Here is a 19,237-nt window from a genome sequence, read left to right as displayed (position 1 = left end):
CCCACATCGGGCGGTTGTTCAGGTCCGGCCCCGCTCACACGGCACCGGACGGTTGTCCCGTCGCGGCCGGGTCAGACCGCGAGCGCCTGGGCGCGGCGCTTCACCTCCGTGCCGCGATTCTCGCTGAGCGCCTGCGCGGGGGTGCCGGGCAGGCTGGGGTCCGGGGTGAAGAGCCACTCCAGCATCTCTTCGTCCGTGAAGCCGTCGTCCCGCAGCAGTGTCAGGGTCCCGGACAGGCCCTTGACGACCTTGTCCCCGTCGATGAAGGCGGCGGGGACGTGCAGTGCGCGGTTCTCACCTCGGCGTACGGCGATGAGCTGGCCGTCCTTGACCAGCTGCCGCACACGCGTCACCTCGACGCCGAGCTGTTCGGCGATGTCGGGGAGGGTGAGCCAGGCGGGGACGAGAGCATCGATCTTTGCGTCAATCTCGGTCACGGAAACCAGCCTGCCATTTGCCACTGACAGTCGGAAGCCGGGCGGTCCACCCGGGCGGACGCGCCGCTCCCTGCGGCACCGCACCGCGGCCCTCCCCCGGGCGGGGCCGTCTAGGCCGTCGCCGCCTTCATGGGCCTGGCCGGATCCGCCAGCAGCACCGGATTCATCGGCGTGCCCGACTCGATCAGGCGGCGGCCCTGCGCCAGGTCCCGGGGCCGGCCCACCGCCAGCAGCGCGACCAGCTGCTCGCCCCGCAGCCAGCAGACCGTCCAGGCCGGACCGGAGGGGTCGCCCCGCCACAGGGTCGTGTCCGCGGCCGCGTGGTGCCCCGCGTACTGGACGAACCGCCCGAACTGCTCGGACCAGAAGTACGGCACCGGGTCGTACACCGCCGACGGCTCCCCGGTGGCCCCGCCGACGATGTTCACGGCGACCGTGCGCGGCCCCTGGAGCGCGTTGTCCCAATGGTGGATCAGCAGGCGCTCACCGTAGCGCCCGGAGGGGAAGGAGGCGCAGTCGCCCACCGCGTACACGTCCGGCACGGCCGTGCGCAGGTGCTCGTCGGCCACGATCTCGCCCTGGGTGCCCAGCGCGATCCCGGAGCCGGCCAGCCAGGCCGTGGCGGGGCGGGCGCCGATGCCGACGACGACCGCGCCCGCGGGCAGCCGCGAGCCGTCGTCGAGGACGACGGCACCGGGTTCGACGCGCTCCACGCGCGCGTGCGTGCGCAGGTCCGCCCCCGCGTCGGCGTACCAGCCGGCCATCGGGGCGGCGACCTCGGCGGGCAGCGCCCCGGCGAGCGGCCGTTCCGCCGCCTCCACCACGGTCACCGCGCAGCCCGCCTCGCGGGCGGCCGTGGCGAACTCCGCGCCGATCCAGCCCGCGCCGACGACCACGATGTCGTGCTGGCGGGCCAGCACGGGCCGCAGCCGCTCGGCGTCGTCCAGGGTGCGCAGCAGATGCACGCCCGGCACGCCCTCGGTGCCGGGCAGCCGGACGGGTTCCGCTCCCGTCGCGACGACCAGGACGTCGTACGGCACGGGTCCGTCCTCGGTGTCCAGCTCGTGCGCGGCGGGGCGCAGGCCCAGCACCTCGCAGCCGAGCCGCAGTTCGATGCCGAGGGCTTCGAAGTCGACGTCGAAGGCGGAGCCCTCGGACTTGCCGAGCAGGACGGCCTTGGACAACGGGGGCCGGTCGTAGGGCTGGTGGGGTTCGGCGCCGATCAGGATCACGTCACCGGTGAAGCCCTGCTCGCGCAGCGCCACGGCGGTCTGCACCCCGGCCATGCCCGCGCCCGCCACGACGACGCGCCGCGGCGCGGACGAACCTGGTCCCTGCGTCTGCTCGCTCACCTGATCACCATAGACACCTGACGCTTTGTCAGTCAGTGCTCATGCGCCGTGACCTGCTCCACAACGCTCGTGCCGTTGCCCCGCTGGGACTCCCATTCCCAGGTCTCCTCCAGCCGCACCCGCCCGTCGGGCAGCTCCACGACCGAGGAGACGCAGTGCCCGGAGGACGTGGTGCCGTCCTGCTTGAGCTGGACGTAGCGGAAGTCCAGCCGGTCACCTTCCCGGGTACCCACGAGGTGCCCGCGTACGACGTCGCCGCCGGTGTACTCGGCCCAGATCTCGCCCTGCCGCTCGTGATAGGTGAACCGGGTGCGGGTGCCCACCTGGCCCGGGGCCTGGTCGGCGACCGGGGCGAGGACGAGACCGTCGAGAGATCGGGCCATGGGACGAGGCTCCCTTACTGCGGGACAGGGCATCGGGCTAGGGTGGCCAACGTAAAGCACTCGCGGGAGCCCGGACGCACCGGGCTGAGAGGGAGGCTGGCGGCCTCCGACCGTACGAACCTGATCCGGGTCATGCCGGCGAAGGGAGGGGCTGGACGCCCATGTCGCCTACGTCCACATCAACGTCCGTGTCGTCGGACGTCCTGGTCATCGGGGGCGGGATCATCGGCCTGGTCACGGCCTGGCGGGCCGCGCAACGCGGGTTCGCCACGGCCCTCGTGGACCCCGAGCCGGGAGGCGGAGCCGCACAGGTGGCCGCCGGGATGCTGGCCGCCGTCACGGAACTGCACTACGGCGAACAGACCCTGCTCGGCCTGAACCTCGCCTCCGCCCGGCGTTACCCGGACTTCGCAGCCGAGCTCACCGAGCTGACCGGCCGGGACCTCGGCTACCGCCGGTGCGGCACGCTCGCCGTGGCGCTGGACGCCGACGACCGGGCCCACCTGCGCGAACTGCACGCCCTGCAGCAGCAGTCGGGGCTGGAGTCGCAGTGGCTGTCGGGGCGCGAGTGCCGGCGCCTGGAGCCGATGCTCGCGCCGGGGGTGCGCGGGGGGCTGCGGGTCGACGGGGATCATCAGATCGACCCCCGGCGGCTGGCCGGGGCGCTGGTCGCCGCGTGTGAGCGGACGGGTGTGGTCTTCCACCGCACGTGGGCAAAGCGGCTCACCGTCGTCCGGGAACGGGCCGCGGGCGCCGTCCTGGCCGACGGGACGGAGGCGGCCGCCGGGCAGGTGGTGCTCGCCGGGGGCAGCCTCAGCGGACGGCTCGCGGGCGTCCCTGCGGACGTGCTTCCTCCGGTGCGGCCGGTGAAGGGGCAGGTCCTGCGGCTGACCATGCCGCAGCGGCACGGGCCGTTCCTGAGCCGGACCGTGCGCGCGGTCGTGCGCGGCAGCCACGTCTACCTGGTGCCGCGCGCGAGCGGCGAGCTCGTCGTCGGGGCGACCAGCGAGGAGCTGGGCTGGGACACGACCGTGACGGCGGGCGGCGTGTACGAGCTGCTGCGGGACGCGCACGAGCTGGTCCCGGGCATCACCGAGCTGCCGCTCACCGAGACCCGGGCCGGCCTTCGCCCCGGGTCCCCCGACAACGCGCCCCTGCTCGGCCCGACCGGTCTGGAGGGCCTGCTGCTGGCCACCGGGCACTACCGCAACGGCGTCCTGCTCACACCCGTGACCGGCGACGCCCTGGCCCATGTCCTGGCGACGGGCGAACTCCCCGAGGAGGCCCGCCCCTTCACCCCGAAGCGCTTCAGTCCCGCCACCGCACTCTCGGAGCAGCCCGCATGAACATCTCCGTCAACGGGGAGCCCCGGGACGTCGGACCCGGCACGGCTCTCGACGCCGTCGTGAGGTCGCTCACCGCCTCGCCCTCGGGTGTGGCCGCCGCGCTCAACGAGATGGTCGTCCCCCGCACCCAGTGGTCCTCCACGCCCCTCTCCGAGGGTGACCGCGTGGAAGTCCTCACCGCCGTCCAAGGAGGCTGACCATGGCCGACGATCCGTTCGTCCTCGGCGGTACGTCCTTCACGTCCCGTCTGATCATGGGCACCGGCGGGGCGCCCAGCCTCGATGTGCTGGAGCGGTCGCTGGCCGCGTCCGGGACGGAGCTGACGACGGTCGCGATGCGCCGGGTGAACGCCTCGGTGCACGGCTCGGTGCTGTCCGTCCTGGACCGGCTCGGCATCCGGGTGCTGCCCAACACGGCGGGCTGCTTCACCGCCGGCGAGGCCGTCCTCACGGCCCGCCTCGCGCGCGAGGCGCTCGGCACCGACCTCGTCAAACTGGAGGTCATCGCAGACGAGCGCACGCTACTGCCGGACCCGATCGAGACGCTGGAAGCGGCCGAGACCCTGGTCGACGACGGGTTCACGGTGCTGCCGTACACCAACGACGACCCGGTGCTGGCGCGGAAGCTGGAGGACGTGGGCTGCGCGGCGATCATGCCGCTGGGCTCCCCGATCGGCTCCGGGCTCGGCATCCGCAACCCGCACAACTTCCAGCTGATCGTGGAGCACGCGCGCGTGCCGGTGATCCTGGACGCGGGGGCCGGGACGGCTTCGGACGCGGCGCTGGCGATGGAGCTGGGCTGCGCGGGTGTGATGCTCGCCTCGGCGGTGACGCGGGCGCAGGAGCCCGTGCTGATGGCCGACGCCATGCGGCACGCCGTGGAGGCGGGGCGGCTGGCGTACCGGGCGGGGCGGATCCCGCGGCGGCATTTCGCCGAGGCGTCGTCGCCGGCCGAGGGCATGGCCGTGCTGGATCCGGAGCGGCCCGCTTTCCGGTAGGGCCGGGGGTACGGCACGAGGCCCGGGAGGCACGTCACAGGTCGGCTGCAGTCCCGCCCCGGAAACCGCCGGGGGGACGGGGCTGTCGGTCTCGGCTCGTACACTCGCCTGCGTGGACACGACCCTTCAGGACCCCTTGGTCGGGCAGGTGCTCGACGGCCGGTATCGCATCGACGCGCGGATCGCGGTCGGCGGGATGGCCACGGTCTACCGGGCCGTGGACACCCGGCTCGACCGGGTCCTCGCGCTCAAGGTGATGCACCCCTCGCTCGCGGTCGACGCCTCGTTCGTCGAGCGGTTCATCCGCGAGGCGAAGTCCGTGGCCCGGCTGGCCCATCCCAACGTGGTGCAGGTCTTCGACCAGGGCACCGACGGCTCGTACGTGTATCTGGCGATGGAGTACGTCGCGGGCTGCACCCTGCGGGACGTGCTGCGCGAGCGCGGGGCCCTGCAGCCGCGGGCCGCCCTGGACATCCTGGAGCCGGTGCTGGCCGCACTGGGCGCGGCGCACCGCGCCGGGTTCGTGCACCGCGACATGAAGCCCGAGAACGTCCTCATCGGGGACGACGGCCGGGTCAAGGTCGCCGACTTCGGCCTGGTCCGGGCCGTCGACACGGTGACGAACACCACCGGCACCGTGCTCGGCACGGTCTCCTACCTCGCCCCGGAGCAGATAGAGGACGGCACCGCCGATCCCCGTGTCGACGTGTACGCGTGCGGCGTGATGCTGTACGAGATGCTGACCGGCGACAAGCCGCACGACGGGGACTCCCCCGCCGTGATCCTCTACAAGCACCTGCACGAGGACGTGCCCCCGCCGTCGGCGGCCGTGCCCGGCATGGCGTACGAGCTGGACGCGATGGTGGCCTCGGCGACGGCCCGCACCCCGGCCGTGCGCCCGCACGACGCGGTGGCGCTGCTCGCGCAGGTCCGGGACGGACGCGGCCGGCTGGGCGAGGACCAGCTGGACGCGGTGCCGCCGCAGGCGCTCGCGGTGGACCACGACAACGGCGACGACCGGACGACCGTGATTCCGCGCGCCCTGACCACGCCGCGCCCGCGGCCGGCCGACGAGGACGACGCGGCGGCCGGTGAATCCCTCGACCGCACCAGCCGCTTCGCGTCCCCGCCGCCTCCCCCGCCGGCCCGGCGCCGCCCGGGATCCCGGCGCGGTCCGGTGGCGATCGTCGTCGCCGTGCTGCTCGCGCTCGGCCTGGGTGTCGGCGTCTGGTACATCAACTCCGGCCAGTTCACCGAGGTCCCGCCCCTGCTGGCGAAGACCCAGGACCAGGCCGAGGACCGACTGCGGGACGCCGGCCTCGAACTCGGCAAGGTCGAGCACGCCTACAGCGACACCGTGGAGCGCGGCCGGATCATCAGCAGCGACCCGAAGCCCGGGGCGCGCATCCGGGGCAACGACGCGGTGGGCATCACCGTCTCCGACGGCCCCGAGACCGTGCGGGTGCCCGCCCTGGCGGGCCGGAAGCTGGGCGAGGCGCGGGAACTGCTGAAGGACGACGGGCTGGAACCGGGCATGGTCACCCGGCAGTTCAGCGAGGACGTGCCGCGCGGCTCCGTGGTCTCCGCCCGCCCGGCCGACGGTACGAAGGTGCGCGCGGGCACGGCCGTCGAGCTGGTCGTCAGCAAGGGCGCCCCCATCGACATCCCCGACGTCACCGGCTCCGACGAGGCCGACGCGCGGACCGAGCTGACGGAGGCCGGCCTCAAGGTGAAGATCGCCACCGAGCAGGTCAACTCCTCCGAGTACGACAAGGGCCAGGTGGTCCGGCAGACACCGGCGTCCGGCACCGCGGCCGAGGGCGACACGGTGACGCTGACGCTGTCGAAGGGTCCCGAGATGATCGAGGTCCCGGACGTGGTCGGTGACAACGTCGACGACGCCAGGCAGGCGCTGGAGGGCGCCGGGTTCGAGGTCGACGAGGACCGCGGCCTGCTCGGCATCTTCGGCGACGAGGTCAAGAGCCAGTCCGTCGAGGGCGGTCAGACCGCGCCCAAGGGCTCCACGATCACCATCGAGATCAGGTGACGACGGCGGGCGGGAGCCCGTGGACGGGGCAGGGCCGGACGCATGACACCCTGAACGGGTGAACAGTCAGCTGTCCGGCCCCTCCCGCAACCCGGTGGGCGGCCACGTCCCCGTGGCCGGTGGGCTCCACTCCGTCGGTCTGTCGTACGCCCGTGATCTGGAGGCGGAGGCCGTCCAGGTCTTCGTCGCCAACCCGCGGGGCTGGGCCACACCGACCGGAAACCCGAAGCAGGACGACGCGTTCCGCGCGGCCTGCGCGCAGGGGTCGATCCCGGCGTACGTGCACGCCCCCTATCTGATCAACTTCGGTTCGCACACCGAGGCGACCGTGGAGCGGTCCGTGGAGTCCCTGCGGCACTCCCTGCGGCGCGGGCGGGAGATCGGGGCGCTGGGCGTGGTCGTGCACACCGGCAGCGCGACCGGCGGCCGGGATCGATCGGTGGCGCTGAAGCAGGTACGGGAGCATCTGCTGCCGCTGCTCGACGAGCTGACCCATGACGACGACCCGTTCCTGCTGCTGGAGTCGACGGCGGGCCAGGGCGCCTCGCTGTGCTCGCGAACCTGGGACTTCGGCCCGTACTTCGAGGCGCTGGACGCCCATCCGATGCTCGGCGTGTGCCTGGACACCTGCCACATCTACGCCGCCGGGCACGACCTGACCGGCCCGAGCGGTATGCACCAGACGCTGGACCTGCTGGTGGACACGGTCGGCGAGGGCCGGCTGAAGCTGATCCACGCCAACGACTCCAAGGACGTGGTGGGCGCGCACAAGGACCGGCACGAGAACATCGGCGTCGGCCACATCGGTGAGGATCCGTTCCGGGCGCTGATGACACACCCCGCGACCGCGGGCGTGCCGCTGATCATCGAGACGCCGGGCGGCAAGCAGGGGCACGCGGCCGACGTGGAACGGCTGAAGAAGCTGCGCGACGGCTGACGCCTCAGAGGTCGGGGCCGTCCCCGGGCTCCTCCTGGTAGGAGTAGCGCTGTTCCCGCCAGGGATCGCCGATGTTGTGGTAGCCGCGCTCCTCCCAGAAACCCCGCCGGTCGGCGGTCATGTACTCCACGCCGCGGACCCACTTGGGGCCCTTCCAGGCGTAGAGGTGGGGGACGATCAGGCGCAGCGGGAAGCCGTGCTCGGCGGTGAGCAGTTCGCCGTCCTTGTGGGTGGCGAACAGGACGCGTTCGTCGGCGAAGTCGGACAGCCGGAGGTTGGAGCTGAATCCGTACTCGGCCCACACCATCACATGGGTGACATCGTCCGCGGGCGGGGCGAGGTCCAGGAGGGTGCGGGCGGGGATGCCGCCCCACTCGGCGCCCAGCATGCTGAACTTCGTGACGCAGTGCAGATCGGCCACGACGGTGGTGTGCGGGAGGGCCGTGAACTCCTCGTGGCTCCAGCAGTGCTTGCCGCCGTCGGCGGTGGCGCCGAAGACGCGGAACTCCCAGCGCTCGGGCCGGAACTTGGGCACGGGCCCGTAGTGCGTGACCGGCCAGCCGCGTTGCAACCGCTGTCCCGGGGGCAGCTCCGGTTGCGCCGCTCCTGCTGGATCGCGCCCTTCTCCCGATTCGTGTTCCAGCGGCTGACCCATGACTCCATCCTGACAGACCCGGGGTGGTGCCCCTGACCGAGCCCATCCCAGAGCTGCACAAAATGGACTAAGCATGCCCTTACTTACTAAGTGAACACTTACTGGACGATCTTCTCCGCCAGTGGAATCATGCGGCGCAACCTGCCAGTTCCCCCGCGCGGAAGGAGCCTCTGCGATGCAGGGCGACCCCGAGGTCCTCGAATTCCTCAACGAGCAGTTGACCGGCGAGCTGACGGCGATCAACCAGTACTGGCTGCACTACCGGATCCAGGACAACAACGGCTGGACCAAACTCGCCAAGTACACGCGTGAAGAGTCCATCGACGAGATGAAGCACGCGGACAGGATCACCGAACGCATCCTCATGCTGGACGGCCTGCCGAACTACCAGCGCCTCTTCCACGTGCGTGTCGGCCAGTCGGTCACCGAGATGTTCCAGGCGGACCGGCAGGTCGAGGTCGAGGCGATCGACCGGCTCAAGCGCGGGATCGAGGTGATGCGCACCAAGGGCGACATCACGTCCGCGAACCTCTTCGAGGACATCCTCGCGGACGAGGAGCACCACATCGACTACCTGGACACACAGCTGGACCTGATCGAGAAGCTCGGCGAGGCGCTGTACATCGCGCAGCAGATCGAGCAGCCGAGCTAGGGGGCGTCGCGACGCCACGGGGATTCGTCGGAAGCCCCCGGGGTCGGCCTGCCGTCAGGCGGCGTCGTCCAGTTCCGCGAGGACCGACTCGCCGCGGTCGGCGAGATCGCGGCGCGGGCAGGCCCCCCTGCCCAGGATCGCCTGAATGCGGCGCACACAGGAGCCGCAGTCCGTACCCGCCTTGCAGGCGGAGGCGATCTGGCGGGGAGTGCAGGCACCGCCGTCCGCGTGCTGCTTGACCTGCTGCTCGGTGATCCCGAAGCAACTGCAGACGTACACGCGGTTCACCTCCCGACGGGGTTGTTCTGTGCTGCCGTCCCCGTTGATCGGTGAGGCTAACCTAACCTTACCCGTCGGGTCCGGAGCACAAAAGTGGAGTGGGGCGCGGATCGTGTGATCCGCGCCCCAGTCCTTGCCCCGGTAACAGGCGGACCCGTCACTGGCCCCTGTACATCACTGGTCCCTGTACATCTCGGCCACGAGGAACGCCAGGTCGAGGGACTGGCTGCGGTTGAGTCGCGGGTCGCAGGCCGTCTCGTAGCGCTGGTGCAGGTCGTCGACGAAGATCTCGTCGCCGCCGCCCACGCACTCGGTGACGTCGTCGCCGGTGAGCTCCACGTGGATGCCGCCCGGGTGGGTGCCGAGGGCCTTGTGCACCTCGAAGAAACCCTTGACCTCGTCGAGCACGTCGTCGAAGCGGCGGGTCTTGTGCCCGGAGGCCGCCTCGAAGGTGTTGCCGTGCATCGGGTCCGTCACCCAGGCCACGGTCGCGCCCGAGGCGGTGACCTTCTCCACCAGCTCGGGGAGCTTGTCGCGGACCTTGTCGGCGCCCATGCGGACGATGAAGGTCAGCCGGCCCGGCTCACGCTCGGGGTCGAGGCGCTCGATGTACTGCAGCGCGTCCTCGGCCGTCGTCGTCGGACCCAGCTTGATGCCGATCGGGTTGCGGATCTTCGAGGCGAACTCGATGTGCGCGTGGTCCAGCTGCCGGGTGCGCTCACCGATCCACACCATGTGGCCGGAGACGTCGTACAACTGTCCGGTGCGCGAGTCGACCCTGGTCAGCGCGGACTCGTAGTCGAGCAGCAGCGCCTCGTGCGAGGCGTAGAACTCGACCGTCTTGAACTCCTCCGGGTCGGTCCCGCAGGCGTGCATGAAGTTCAGCGCGTTGTCGATCTCGCGCGCCAGCTGCTCGTAGCGCTGCCCCGACGGGGACGACTTCACGAAGTCCTGGTTCCAGGCGTGCACCTGGCGCAGGTCGGCGTAGCCGCCGGTGGTGAAGGCGCGCACCAGGTTCAGCGTGGAGGCGGAGGCGTGGTACATCCGCTTCAGCCGCTCGGGGTCCGGGACGCGGGCCTCTTCGGTGAAGTCGAAGCCGTTGACGGAGTCGCCGCGGTAGGTCGGCAGCGTCACGCCGTCGCGGGTCTCGGTCGGCTTGGAGCGCGGCTTGGAGTACTGGCCCGCGATACGCCCGACCTTGACCACCGGCACGGACGCGGCGTACGTCAGCACGGCGCCCATCTGCAGCAGCGTCTTGAGCTTGTTGCGGATGTGGTCGGCGGACACCGCGTCGAAGGCCTCGGCGCAGTCGCCGCCCTGGAGGAGGAACGCCTCTCCCTTGGCGACGGCCGCCATCCGGGCGCGCAGCTGATCGCACTCGCCCGCGAAGACGAGCGGCGGATACGACTCGAGGTCCGCAACGACTGCGCGCAGAGCCTCGGTGTCGGGGTACTCGGGCTGCTGCGCCGCGGGCAGGTTTCGCCAGGTGTTGCCAGCACTCGCGCTGGTCTTAGCGTTCACGGTCACGCCACCAACACTACGGGGTCGTGTCGGGCGTCCTGAGCCATGCCCAGCAAGTGAGACACCCCGAACACCCCTCGGACATGGGGTAGGGTGCGTCGCATGTTCGCGCATTCGACCCAGACCTGGTGGTGGACCGCTCATCCGGCGGCCCGCTGACTGCGCGTACTCAAGACTTCGCGAAGGCCGCCCGAGGGGCGGCCTTCGGTGTTTCCCGGGGTCCGTTCCTCTCTCTCATCGAGACTCACCGAGATGGAGCACGGACCATGAACCTGCTCGGCTTGCCGGACGACTCCCGTCCGTTCGCCCTGCTGCGCCGCCGCACCCCGGGCCACGACCACGATCTGGTCGAGGTCCTGATCGGCCCGGTCGCCTCGTACGACCGGCTCGCCGACCTCCCCGACCGGAGCCTGGCGCTGGTGCCCTTCCGGCAGATCCGCGAGCGCGGCTTCGACGTCGGCGACGACGGCACGCCCCTGCTGGCACTCACACCCGAGGAGTCGTACGGCGTCCCGCTGGTTGACGCCCTGGAGCAGCTCCCGGCGCACGACGTGCACGTCGCGGGCGGCGGTTTCGACGTCGCCGACGAGGAGTACGCGCAGATCGTCGGGCGCGTGCTGCGGGAGGAGATCGGGCAGGGCGCGGGGGCGAACTTCGTGATCCGCCGGACGTACGAGGGCGAGATCCCCGGATTCGGCCGGGCCGACGCGCTGGCGCTGTTCCGGCGCCTGCTGGAGGGCGAGCGCGGGGCGTACTGGACGTTCGTCGTGCACACCGGGGACCGCACGCTGGTCGGGGCCAGCCCCGAGGTGCACGTGCGCATGTCCGGCGGCACGGTCGTCATGAACCCGATCAGCGGCACCTACCGCTACCCCGTCGACGGGCCGACGCCCGAGCACCTGCTGGACTTCCTCGCCGACGGCAAGGAGATCGAGGAGCTGTCGATGGTCGTCGACGAGGAGCTCAAGATGATGTGCACCGTCGGCGACATGGGCGGAGTGGTCGTAGGCCCCCGGCTGAAGGAGATGGCGCACCTCGCGCACACCGAGTACGAGCTGCGCGGCAGGTCGACCCTGGACGTGCGGGAGGTGCTGAAGGAGACCATGTTCGCGGCGACCGTCACCGGCTCGCCGGTGCAGAACGCCTGCCGGGTGATCGAACGGCACGAGAGCGGGGGACGCGGGTACTACGCGGGGGCCCTGGCCCTGATCGGCCGGGACGCGGGCGGGCTCCAGACCCTGGACTCCCCCATCCTGATCCGCACCGCCGACGTCGACGCGGCCGGACGGCTGCGGGTGCCGGTCGGCGCGACCCTGGTGCGCGGCTCCGACCCGGCGAGCGAGGTAACCGAGACCCACGCCAAGGCGGCGGGTGTGCTGGCGGCGCTCGGGGTGAGGCCGTCCCGGCCGGGTGCGGAGCGGACGCGGCCGCGCCTCGCCGACGATCCTCGGGTGCGGGCGGCGCTGGACGGACGCCGGGCCTCGCTCGCGCCCTTCTGGCTGCGGATGCAGGAGCGTACGCCGGAACCGGCGGGACACGCCCTGGTCGTCGACGGCGAGGACACCTTCACGGCGATGCTCGCGCACCTGCTGCGGGCCGGCGGCCTTGCGGTGAGCGTACGGCGGTACGACGAGCCGGGGCTGCGGGAGGCGGTGCTCGGGCACGACGGTCCGGTGGTGCTGGGGCCCGGGCCGGGAGACCCGTCCGACCTGGCGGATCCGAAGATGCGGTTCCTGCGTTCCCTCACCGCCGAGGTGATCGGGGGCGAACGGCAGGGTGTGCTGGGCGTCTGCCTGGGGCACGAGCTGATCGCGGCCGAGCTGGGGCTGGACATCGTGCGCAAGGACGTGCCGTACCAGGGGGCGCAGACGGAGGTCGAGCTGTTCGGGCGGCGGGAGACCGTCGGGTTCTACAACAGCTTCGTGGCGCGCTGCGACGACGAGGCGGCGGCCGAGCTGTCGGCGCACGGGGTCGAGGTCTCGCGCGCCGCGAACGGTGAGGTGCACGCACTGCGCGGTCCGCGCTTCGCCGGGGTCCAGTTCCACCCGGAGTCGGTGCTGACGCTGAACGGGGCCGCGATCGTGAGGGAGCTGGTGGGGCAGCTGCGGGGGACGAACGCCCCCTCGGTGTAGTGCCGGCCCGCCGGGGCCGCACGGCTCCGGCGGGCACCGGCTGCCCGGCGATCGGCCGAGAACTCAGCCGAAGAACACCCCGACCTCCTCGTACAGCGCGGGGTCGACCGTCTTCAGACGGGCGGTGGCGTCGGCGATGGGGACACGGACGATGTCGGTGCCGCGCAGGGCGACCATCCGGCCGAAGTCGCGGTCGTGGACGCAGTCGATGGCGTGCAGGCCGAAGCGGGTGGCGAGCCAGCGGTCGAAGGCGCTGGGGGTGCCGCCGCGCTGGACGTGTCCCAGGACCGTGGTGCGGGCCTCGTTGCCCGTGCGCTTCTCGATCTCCTTGGCGAGCCACTCCCCCACCCCGGACAGCCGGACGTGCCCGAAGGAGTCCAGGGACTGGTCCTTGAGGACCATGTCGCCGTCCTTCGGCATCGCCCCCTCGGCGACGACCACGATCGGCGCGTACGACGCCCGGAAGCGGGAGGTCACCCAGGCACACACCTGCTCGACGTCGAAGCGCTGCTCGGGGATGAGGATGACGTTGGCGCCGCCGGCGAGGCCCGAGTGGAGGGCGATCCAGCCGGCGTGCCGGCCCATCACCTCGACGACCAGGACCCGCATGTGGGACTCGGCGGTGGTGTGCAGCCGGTCGATGGCCTCGGTGGCGATGCCGACGGCGGTGTCGAAGCCGAAGGTGTAGTCGGTGGCGGACAGGTCGTTGTCGATGGTCTTGGGCACGCCCACGCAGGGCACGCCGTGCTCGTCGGACAGGCGGGCGGCCACGCCCAGGGTGTCCTCGCCGCCGATGGCGATGAGCGCCTCCACCTCCAGCCCGGCCAGGGTCTCCTCGATGCGGCGGATGCCGTTCTGCGCCTTCAGCGGATTGGTCCGCGAGGAGCCGAGGATCGTGCCGCCGCGGGGCAGGATGCCGCGCACGGCGGGGATGTCGAGCCGGACGGTGGCGCCCTCCATGACCCCTCGCCAGCCGTCCCGGAAACCGGTGAAGTCATAGCCGTACTCCTGCACGCCCTTGCGGACGACGGCCCGGATGACGGCGTTGAGGCCGGGGCAGTCGCCGCCTCCGGTCAGTACTCCGACGCGCATGGAACAGTCCCTTCGCCACAGATGCCTGACGAAGTGTCAGTGTGACGTGCGCCTCACTCGTCGTCGAGGCCCCGCTCTATGGCGTACCTGACGAGTTCCACGCGGTTGTGCAACTGGAGCTTGCCGAGGGTGTTCTGGACGTGGTTCTGCACCGTGCGGTGGGAGATGACCAGGCGTTCGGCGATCTGCTTGTAGCTCAGGCCCTTGGCGACCAGGCGCAGCACCTCGGTCTCGCGGTCGGTGAGCCGGGGCGCCTTGGGTTCGTCGGTGTCGGGGGCCGGGCCCGGTTCGGAGGCCAGGCGGCGGTACTCGCCGAGCACCAGTCCGGCGAGACCGGGGGTGAAGACCGGGTCGCCGACGGCCGTGCGGCGGACCGCGTCCTGCAGTTCCCCGGTGGATGCGGACTTCAGCAGGTAACCGGTCGCCCCGGACTTCACGGCCTCCAGGACGTCGGCGTGCTCGCCGCTCGCGGACAGCACGAGCACCCGCAGCGCGGGGTTCGCGGCGACGACCTCCTTGCAGACCTGCACGCCGGGCTTGGCGGGCAGGTTCAGGTCGAGCACGAGGACATCGGGGGCGGCGGCCCTGGCGCGGCGTACGGCCTGCTCGCCGTCGCCCGCGGTGGCGACCACCTCGAAACCCGACTCGGCGAGGTCGCGGGCGACCGCGTCGCGCCACATGGGGTGGTCGTCGACGACCATGACCTTGATCGGGTCCTGCCGGTCCTCGGTGCTCTCCGTCATCGCTGCTCCGCCTTCCCCCGTGTGCTCGCCACGTCCTTCGGTACCTTCAGCTCGACCTCCGTGCCCTGGCCGGGCACCGAGATCAGTTCGGCGCTGCCGCCCAGGTCGCGCAGCCGGCCGCGGATCGACAGGGCGACGCCCAGCCGCCCCTCGCCCTCGGCCTGGTCCAGCCGCCCCTCCGGGATGCCGGGTCCGTCGTCCCGTACGGTGACGATCACCTCGTCGGGCTCGTCCTCGACCAGGATCCACGCCCGTGCGTCCTGACCGGCGTGCCGGCGGACGTTGTCCAGGGCCGCCCCGACGGCGGCGGCCACCTCACGGGCCGCGACCGGCGGCAGCGGCACGGGCGCGCCGGGCTCGGCGAGGCTGACCAGGGCCCCCGCGTAGGGTGCGAGCAGGGCGCGCAGGTCGACGGGGCCGCCCGGCTCCGGCTCCTCCTCGTCGACGGCCCGGACGACGGCGCCCTCGGCGGCGTCCTCCGAGACCCGCGACACCGGCACCAGCCCGCCGGAGACCAGGGTGCGCAGCGCGACCTCCTGCTCGCCGGCCATCCGGCCCAGCTCGGCCGCCTCTCCCCCGATCACGGCCCCGCGGCGCTGCACCATCGCCAGCACCTGCAGCACGCTGTCGTGGATGTCCCGGGCGAGGCGCTCCCGCTCCCGGGTGGCGGCCTCGATCTCCAGGGCGCGGGCGAGGGTGCGCTCGGAGGCACGGGCCACCTCGACGACGTAGCCGATGGCGACGGAGGCGATGCAGACCAGGATGACGTTGTGGACGGTGTCCCGGGCCGGGCTGCCGCGCTCGACCAGGTTGGCCACGGCCACGAGTCCGGAGGCGAGGGCCGCCCACCGCCAGCCGCCCTTGATGGCGAAGGCGAGGACGGCGCCGGCGGTCCAGATCGACGGCAGGGTCGGGCCGCCCGACTGGACCCGCTCATGGGCGTCGGCGACGGGGGTGAGCAGGATGCCGGTGAGGGCGATGGTCAGGTCGGCGGCGAGGAATCGCCTGGTGCAGCGGGCCGCGTTCGCCACCCTGGGCAGGGTGGCGAGGGTCCAGCCGCACAGCACGGCGAAGTAGGCGACGGCGATCCAGGGGCGGGCGAACTCCTCGAAGGCGGTGGCGAACAGGCCGACCGCGTACAGCATCGTGAGCACCCGGTAGGCGCTGAGCGCACGCCACAGCGGCTGCTCGACCGACATTCTCATGACGCGCTCGCGCTTGGCCATCTCCCCCGCCCCCCGGCCCGAGCCCCGGCTAGGGTTCGGTCCGCCGCCACTCCGCCTGCTCTTGCTTCCCGGTTTCCTGCTGCTCGGCCTGCTCGTTCTCGGCCTGCTCGGCCTCTTGCTTCTCAGCCCGATTCAGTCAGCCTGATTCTTGTCGGCCTGATTCTTGTCGGCCTGATTCTGGTCGGCCTGATTCTGGTCGGCCTGATTCTGGTCGGCCTTTTCCTTCTCGGCCTGTTCCTTCTCCGCCCGGGCGAGGGCGGCCTTCGCCGCCTTCTCGGCTTCCTTCTCCGCCTTGGCCGCTTCCGTGAGCTGCCGCTTCATGGCCGTCGCGTACATGTCGACGTACTCCTGGCCGGAGAGCTTCATGATCTCGTACATGACCTCGTCGGTCACCGCGCGCAGCACGAACCGGTCGTGCTCCATGCCCTGATAGCGACTGAAGTCCAGAGGCTTGCCGATCCGGATGCCGGGCCGCATCAGCTTCGGCATGACCTTCCCGGGCGGCTGGATCTTCTCCGTGTCGATCATGGCGACGGGGATGACGGGCGCGCCGGTCGCGAGCGCGACGCGCGCGAGGCCGCCGGGCTTGCCCCGGTAGAGGCGTCCGTCGGGCGAGCGCGTGCCCTCCGGGTAGATCCCGAACAGCTCACCGCGCTCCAGCACCTCTATGCCGCTCTTGATGGCGGCCTCACCCGCGCCGCGCGCACCGGAGCGGTCCACGGGGAGCTGGCCGACGCCCTTGAAGAAGGCGGCCGTGAGCCGTCCCTTCACACCCGGCGTGGTGAAGTACTCGGCCTTCGCGATGAACGTGACCTTGCGGTCCAGGACCGCGGGCAGGAAGAACGAGTCCGAGAAGGACAGGTGGTTGCTCGCCAGGATCGCGGGGCCCTCTGCGGGAACGTTCTCCAGGCCTTCCACCCAGGGCCTGAAGGCGACCTTCAGCGGTCCCCCAACAGCGACCTTCATCGCGCCGTACAACAACCGAGTGCCTCCTGTATGTGTCGAACAGACCTTAACCCGGAGCGCCGTCAAAGGCGCCGACGGCCCTGGTCGGTGTCAGTGCGGTCGCGTACGGTGAAGGTCCCGCGAACGACGTGCGACCCCTTCCATGACGTTCCGTGACATTCCGTGATCGTGCCAGTCCCTTCTCACCGACCAGGAGGCCGAACGTGCCGGTCCTCGCCGGAGCCGAGCCGTTTCACCACGCGGGCGGAGAGGTCGCCGTCCTCCTCTGCCACGGCTTCACCGGATCCCCGCAGTCGCTGCGCCCCTGGGCGGAGCACCTCGCAGACCACGGCCTGACCGTCTCCCTGCCGCTGCTGCCCGGGCACGGCACGCGCTGGGAGGACCTGCGGATCACCGGCTGGCAGGACTGGTACGCGGAGGTGGACCGCGAGCTGCGCCTGCTGTGCGAGCGCCACGAGACGGTCTTCGTGGCCGGTCTGTCCATGGGCGGCGCGCTGGCCCTGCGGCTGGCCGCGAAGCACGGCGACGCCGTCCGCGGTGTCGTGGTGGTCAACCCCGCCAACAAGGTGCACGGCCTGGCAGCGCACGCCCTGCCGGTGGTGCGCCACCTCGTCCCGGCGACGAAGGGCATCGCCAGCGACATCGCCAAGCCGGACGGCAAGGAACTCGGCTACGACCGCGTGCCGCTGCACGCGGCGCACTCGCTGCGGCAGTTCTTCCGGCTGGTCGACGGCGAGCTGCCGCAGGTCACACAGCCGGTGGTGCTGCTGCGCAGCCCGCAGGACCATGTCGTGCCGCCCGCCGACAGCGCCCGGATCCTCAGCCGCATCTCGTCGACGGACGTGAAGGAGGTCATCCTGGAACAGAGCTACCACGTCGCCACGTTGGACCATGACGCGGACCGGATCCACGAGGAGAGCCTCGCGTTCATCCGCCGCATCGCGTCCGGCCTCGGCAAGGAGCCCGGGCTCGGCAAGGAAGGGACGACCGCAGGTGGCTGAGCACGACTCCGACCGCGAGGGCCGGGAGCCGGACGAGAAGGGCGTCCCCTTCGACGAGGAGGCCGCCTGGGCGGCGATCGTCGCCGGGTACGGCGAGGAGCCGCCGGACCCGCCGGGCGCCAAGCCGTTCAAGTCCGTCGAGGACCTGGCGCTGCCGGCGAGCGGGCCCAACGAGGCCGCGCTGGACGGCGACCGGGGTGACACGGCCGTGAAGTCGGGGGACGCGGTGAAGCCGGCCGAGCAGGAGCAGGCAGGGGATCCCGGGGACGAGCCGGTGAGGCCCTTGGGCGGTTCGGTGTCCTTCGCGCCCGGCGTCGGCCCGCGCGACTACACCACACCCGAGCCGGCCGAGGACGACTTCGACGAGGACGACGAGGGCCACTTCGTGCCCCCGGAGCCGCCCCCGCTGCCCACCGCCGACCCCACCGCCAAGTTCGCCTGGCTCGGTGTGCTCGGCGGGCCGGTGCTGCTCCTGCTGGCCGTGCTGCTCGGCTGGGACATGACCTGGTGGCTGACCACGCTGGGGATCGGCGGTTTCCTCGGCGGGTTCGCGACGCTGGTGATGCGCATGCGGACGGACGACGAGGAGGACGACGACCCCGGGCGGGGCGCGGTCGTCTAGGGCCTTCCGCGGAGGTCCGTCAGGGGGCTTTCGGGGACGCCGGGACTCTGAGGGCGGCCAGGACCGGTAGGTGGTCCGTGGCCGCCCTCAGGTCTGCGTCGGACACCCCCGGCAGTTCGGACGGCACACCGCAGCCCAGCACCTCGACGCCCTTCGTCGCGAAGATCGCGTCGATGCGCTGGTAGGGGTCGGCGGGCGTCCAGGTGTGCTCGCCGCCCCAGGGGGCCGCGGCCCGGCAGTCGGTCAGTGCGGCGGTCAGCCGGCGGAAGGCCGGGCCGTCGGGGCGTTCGTTGAGGTCGCCGCCGGCGATCATGTGCTCCACACCCATGCCGGCGAGCCGGTCCAGCAGCATCCCGGACTGTTCGAGGCGCTCCTCCTTCTGCAGGGAGAGGTGGCAGCTGAGGACGCCGAGGCGGGTGCCGGCGATGCGGACGACGGCGGTGGCGAAGCCGCGTCGGTGCAGGCCGGGAGTGGGGGGCAGGAGGACGTCCTCCGTGCGTTCGACACCCACCCGGAGCGAGCTGAGGATCGCCGGTCCCGTGGTGGTCGCGCCGCCGGTGACGATCACCAGGTCGGACGCGAGGGCCAGACGGGCGAGTTTCTTGCGCCAGCGGAAGAAGCGGGGGGCTTCCTGGATGAGGACGAGGTCGGGCTCGCACGCCTTGATGACGCGGGCCAGGGCGTCGGTGTCGTCACGCATGGAGCGGATGTTGTAGCCGAGGACCCTGATGACTGCGGAACCGTCGGGTTCTGTACGCGAGTTGGGGAGCAGCGACATGTGATCAATTTACGCCCGAAGGGCCGGGGCGCGGGGTACGTGCGCGAGCCGGTCGTTCGTGGCCTTTCGCG

The 19,237-nt window shown here is 71.8% G+C and carries 21 protein-coding genes and 1 riboswitch; of the genes, 10 read left to right on the top strand and 11 right to left on the bottom strand.

Features of this window, described 5'->3' with window-relative positions; all coding sequences use genetic code 11:
• Positions 1 to 71 precede the first annotated feature (71 nt).
• The 3 genes from ACIQU3_RS34935 to ACIQU3_RS34925 form a co-directional block, all read right to left on the bottom strand.
• The gene (locus ACIQU3_RS34935; protein ID WP_086855209.1) at positions 72 to 437 is read right to left on the bottom strand and encodes an Rv2175c family DNA-binding protein; all 366 of its coding nucleotides are present in this window, start codon (positions 435 to 437) and stop codon (positions 72 to 74) included.
• Between the two features lie 110 nt (positions 438 to 547).
• A complete protein-coding gene (locus tag ACIQU3_RS34930) occupies positions 548 to 1,789 on the bottom strand; it encodes an NAD(P)/FAD-dependent oxidoreductase (RefSeq protein ID WP_403929650.1) in 1,242 nt (413 codons plus the stop codon).
• 32 nt (positions 1,790 to 1,821) lie between these two features.
• The gene (locus tag ACIQU3_RS34925; RefSeq protein ID WP_403729394.1) at positions 1,822 to 2,172 is read right to left on the bottom strand and encodes a hypothetical protein; all 351 of its coding nucleotides are present in this window, start codon (positions 2,170 to 2,172) and stop codon (positions 1,822 to 1,824) included.
• A 52-nt stretch (positions 2,173 to 2,224) separates the two neighbouring features.
• Positions 2,225 to 2,336: riboswitch (TPP riboswitch) on the top strand.
• On the opposite strand from ACIQU3_RS34925, the gene thiO reads away from it, so the two are divergent.
• The 5 genes from thiO (at position 2,334) to ACIQU3_RS34900 (ending at position 7,499) form a co-directional block, all read left to right on the top strand.
• Positions 2,334 to 3,518, top strand: a complete 1,185-nt coding sequence (gene thiO, locus ACIQU3_RS34920) for a glycine oxidase ThiO (protein ID WP_403929647.1) — start codon at positions 2,334 to 2,336, stop codon at positions 3,516 to 3,518. Its footprint overlaps the riboswitch before it by 3 nt.
• Entirely contained in the window at positions 3,515 to 3,715 is a 201-nt protein-coding gene (gene thiS, locus ACIQU3_RS34915) for a sulfur carrier protein ThiS (protein ID WP_403929644.1), read from the top strand. The genes thiO and thiS overlap by 4 nt, the downstream gene beginning before the upstream one ends.
• A gap of 2 nt (positions 3,716 to 3,717) precedes the next feature.
• A complete protein-coding gene (locus ACIQU3_RS34910; RefSeq protein ID WP_361120142.1) occupies positions 3,718 to 4,515 on the top strand; it encodes a thiazole synthase in 798 nt (265 codons plus the stop codon).
• Between the two features lie 112 nt (positions 4,516 to 4,627).
• On the top strand, positions 4,628 to 6,562 hold the full coding sequence (gene pknB / locus ACIQU3_RS34905) for a Stk1 family PASTA domain-containing Ser/Thr kinase (protein ID WP_403929641.1): 1,935 nt from the start codon (positions 4,628 to 4,630) through the stop codon (positions 6,560 to 6,562).
• 58 nt (positions 6,563 to 6,620) lie between these two features.
• Positions 6,621 to 7,499 carry a deoxyribonuclease IV gene (locus tag ACIQU3_RS34900; protein ID WP_403929637.1) on the top strand — a complete coding sequence of 293 codons (879 nt, stop codon included), beginning with the start codon at positions 6,621 to 6,623 and terminating at the stop codon, positions 7,497 to 7,499.
• A gap of 4 nt (positions 7,500 to 7,503) precedes the next feature.
• On the opposite strand, the gene ACIQU3_RS34895 is transcribed toward ACIQU3_RS34900, so the two are convergent.
• Positions 7,504 to 8,154, bottom strand: a complete 651-nt coding sequence (locus ACIQU3_RS34895) for a sulfite oxidase-like oxidoreductase (protein ID WP_403729376.1) — start codon at positions 8,152 to 8,154, stop codon at positions 7,504 to 7,506.
• A gap of 175 nt (positions 8,155 to 8,329) precedes the next feature.
• Here ACIQU3_RS34895 and bfr point away from each other — a divergent pair, with 175 nt between their 5' ends.
• Complete coding sequence (bfr, locus tag ACIQU3_RS34890) at positions 8,330 to 8,806, top strand: bacterioferritin (protein ID WP_403729370.1); 477 nt, start codon at positions 8,330 to 8,332, stop codon at positions 8,804 to 8,806.
• A gap of 54 nt (positions 8,807 to 8,860) precedes the next feature.
• Here bfr and ACIQU3_RS34885 read toward each other — a convergent pair whose 3' ends face one another.
• Entirely contained in the window at positions 8,861 to 9,094 is a 234-nt protein-coding gene (locus ACIQU3_RS34885; RefSeq protein WP_403929634.1) for a bacterioferritin-associated ferredoxin, read from the bottom strand.
• A gap of 165 nt (positions 9,095 to 9,259) precedes the next feature.
• Positions 9,260 to 10,612: a class II 3-deoxy-7-phosphoheptulonate synthase gene (locus ACIQU3_RS34880; RefSeq protein ID WP_376643380.1), complete on the bottom strand. Its 1,353-nt coding sequence runs from the start codon at positions 10,610 to 10,612 to the stop codon at positions 9,260 to 9,262.
• Between the two features lie 96 nt (positions 10,613 to 10,708).
• Between ACIQU3_RS34880 and ACIQU3_RS34875 the strand changes: the two genes are divergently transcribed.
• A complete protein-coding gene (locus ACIQU3_RS34875; protein ID WP_078625594.1) occupies positions 10,709 to 10,765 on the top strand; it encodes a trp operon leader peptide in 57 nt (18 codons plus the stop codon).
• A gap of 107 nt (positions 10,766 to 10,872) precedes the next feature.
• A complete protein-coding gene (locus ACIQU3_RS34870) occupies positions 10,873 to 12,738 on the top strand; it encodes an anthranilate synthase family protein (protein ID WP_403929631.1) in 1,866 nt (621 codons plus the stop codon).
• 63 nt (positions 12,739 to 12,801) lie between these two features.
• On the opposite strand, the gene ACIQU3_RS34865 is transcribed toward ACIQU3_RS34870, so the two are convergent.
• The 4 genes from ACIQU3_RS34865 to ACIQU3_RS34850 form a co-directional block, all read right to left on the bottom strand.
• Complete coding sequence (locus ACIQU3_RS34865) at positions 12,802 to 13,830, bottom strand: 6-phosphofructokinase (RefSeq protein WP_403729360.1); 1,029 nt, start codon at positions 13,828 to 13,830, stop codon at positions 12,802 to 12,804.
• Between the two features lie 53 nt (positions 13,831 to 13,883).
• A complete protein-coding gene (locus ACIQU3_RS34860) occupies positions 13,884 to 14,573 on the bottom strand; it encodes a response regulator (RefSeq protein WP_403929628.1) in 690 nt (229 codons plus the stop codon).
• The gene (macS, locus tag ACIQU3_RS34855; RefSeq protein ID WP_403729354.1) at positions 14,570 to 15,799 is read right to left on the bottom strand and encodes a MacS family sensor histidine kinase; all 1,230 of its coding nucleotides are present in this window, start codon (positions 15,797 to 15,799) and stop codon (positions 14,570 to 14,572) included. Before macS ends, ACIQU3_RS34860 begins: the two co-directional genes overlap by 4 nt.
• Before the next feature lie 132 nt (positions 15,800 to 15,931).
• A complete protein-coding gene (locus ACIQU3_RS34850; RefSeq protein ID WP_403929626.1) occupies positions 15,932 to 16,765 on the bottom strand; it encodes a lysophospholipid acyltransferase family protein in 834 nt (277 codons plus the stop codon).
• A gap of 203 nt (positions 16,766 to 16,968) precedes the next feature.
• Here ACIQU3_RS34850 and ACIQU3_RS34845 point away from each other — a divergent pair, with 203 nt between their 5' ends.
• On the top strand, positions 16,969 to 17,766 hold the full coding sequence (locus tag ACIQU3_RS34845) for an alpha/beta hydrolase (RefSeq protein ID WP_403729348.1): 798 nt from the start codon (positions 16,969 to 16,971) through the stop codon (positions 17,764 to 17,766).
• Positions 17,759 to 18,388, top strand: coding sequence for a hypothetical protein (locus ACIQU3_RS34840; protein ID WP_403729345.1), 630 nt, complete (start codon positions 17,759 to 17,761; stop codon positions 18,386 to 18,388). The genes ACIQU3_RS34845 and ACIQU3_RS34840 overlap by 8 nt, the downstream gene beginning before the upstream one ends.
• Positions 18,389 to 18,407: 19 nt before the next feature.
• Here the strand turns inward: ACIQU3_RS34840 and ACIQU3_RS34835 are convergent, their stop codons facing one another.
• Positions 18,408 to 19,166 carry an endonuclease/exonuclease/phosphatase family protein gene (locus ACIQU3_RS34835; RefSeq protein ID WP_403729336.1) on the bottom strand — a complete coding sequence of 253 codons (759 nt, stop codon included), beginning with the start codon at positions 19,164 to 19,166 and terminating at the stop codon, positions 18,408 to 18,410.
• Positions 19,167 to 19,237 lie beyond the last annotated feature (71 nt).

Origin of the sequence: Streptomyces sp. NPDC101110 (genome assembly GCF_044759525.1) — a bacterium.
In the GTDB taxonomy this organism is placed as follows: domain Bacteria; phylum Actinomycetota; class Actinomycetes; order Streptomycetales; family Streptomycetaceae; genus Streptomyces.
This window is presented reverse-complemented; position numbering and strand designations above follow the sequence as displayed.

What these genes read in the sequence shown, in the direction of transcription:
- thiO (WP_403929647.1), top strand. Translation starts at nt 2,334, where the DNA reads ATGTCGCCTACGTCCACATCAACGTCCGTGTCGTCGGACGTCCTGGTC.
- ACIQU3_RS34895 (WP_403729376.1), bottom strand. Translation starts at nt 8,154, where the DNA reads ATGGGTCAGCCGCTGGAACACGAATCGGGAGAAGGGCGCGATCCAGCA.
- thiS (WP_403929644.1), top strand. Translation starts at nt 3,515, where the DNA reads ATGAACATCTCCGTCAACGGGGAGCCCCGGGACGTCGGACCCGGCACG.
- ACIQU3_RS34870 (WP_403929631.1), top strand. Translation starts at nt 10,873, where the DNA reads ATGAACCTGCTCGGCTTGCCGGACGACTCCCGTCCGTTCGCCCTGCTG.
- ACIQU3_RS34860 (WP_403929628.1), bottom strand. Translation starts at nt 14,573, where the DNA reads ATGACGGAGAGCACCGAGGACCGGCAGGACCCGATCAAGGTCATGGTC.
- ACIQU3_RS34850 (WP_403929626.1), bottom strand. Translation starts at nt 16,765, where the DNA reads ATGAAGGTCGCTGTTGGGGGACCGCTGAAGGTCGCCTTCAGGCCCTGG.
- bfr (WP_403729370.1), top strand. Translation starts at nt 8,330, where the DNA reads ATGCAGGGCGACCCCGAGGTCCTCGAATTCCTCAACGAGCAGTTGACC.
- ACIQU3_RS34910 (WP_361120142.1), top strand. Translation starts at nt 3,718, where the DNA reads ATGGCCGACGATCCGTTCGTCCTCGGCGGTACGTCCTTCACGTCCCGT.
- macS (WP_403729354.1), bottom strand. Translation starts at nt 15,799, where the DNA reads ATGGCCAAGCGCGAGCGCGTCATGAGAATGTCGGTCGAGCAGCCGCTG.
- ACIQU3_RS34865 (WP_403729360.1), bottom strand. Translation starts at nt 13,830, where the DNA reads ATGCGCGTCGGAGTACTGACCGGAGGCGGCGACTGCCCCGGCCTCAAC.
- ACIQU3_RS34925 (WP_403729394.1), bottom strand. Translation starts at nt 2,172, where the DNA reads ATGGCCCGATCTCTCGACGGTCTCGTCCTCGCCCCGGTCGCCGACCAG.
- ACIQU3_RS34835 (WP_403729336.1), bottom strand. Translation starts at nt 19,166, where the DNA reads ATGTCGCTGCTCCCCAACTCGCGTACAGAACCCGACGGTTCCGCAGTC.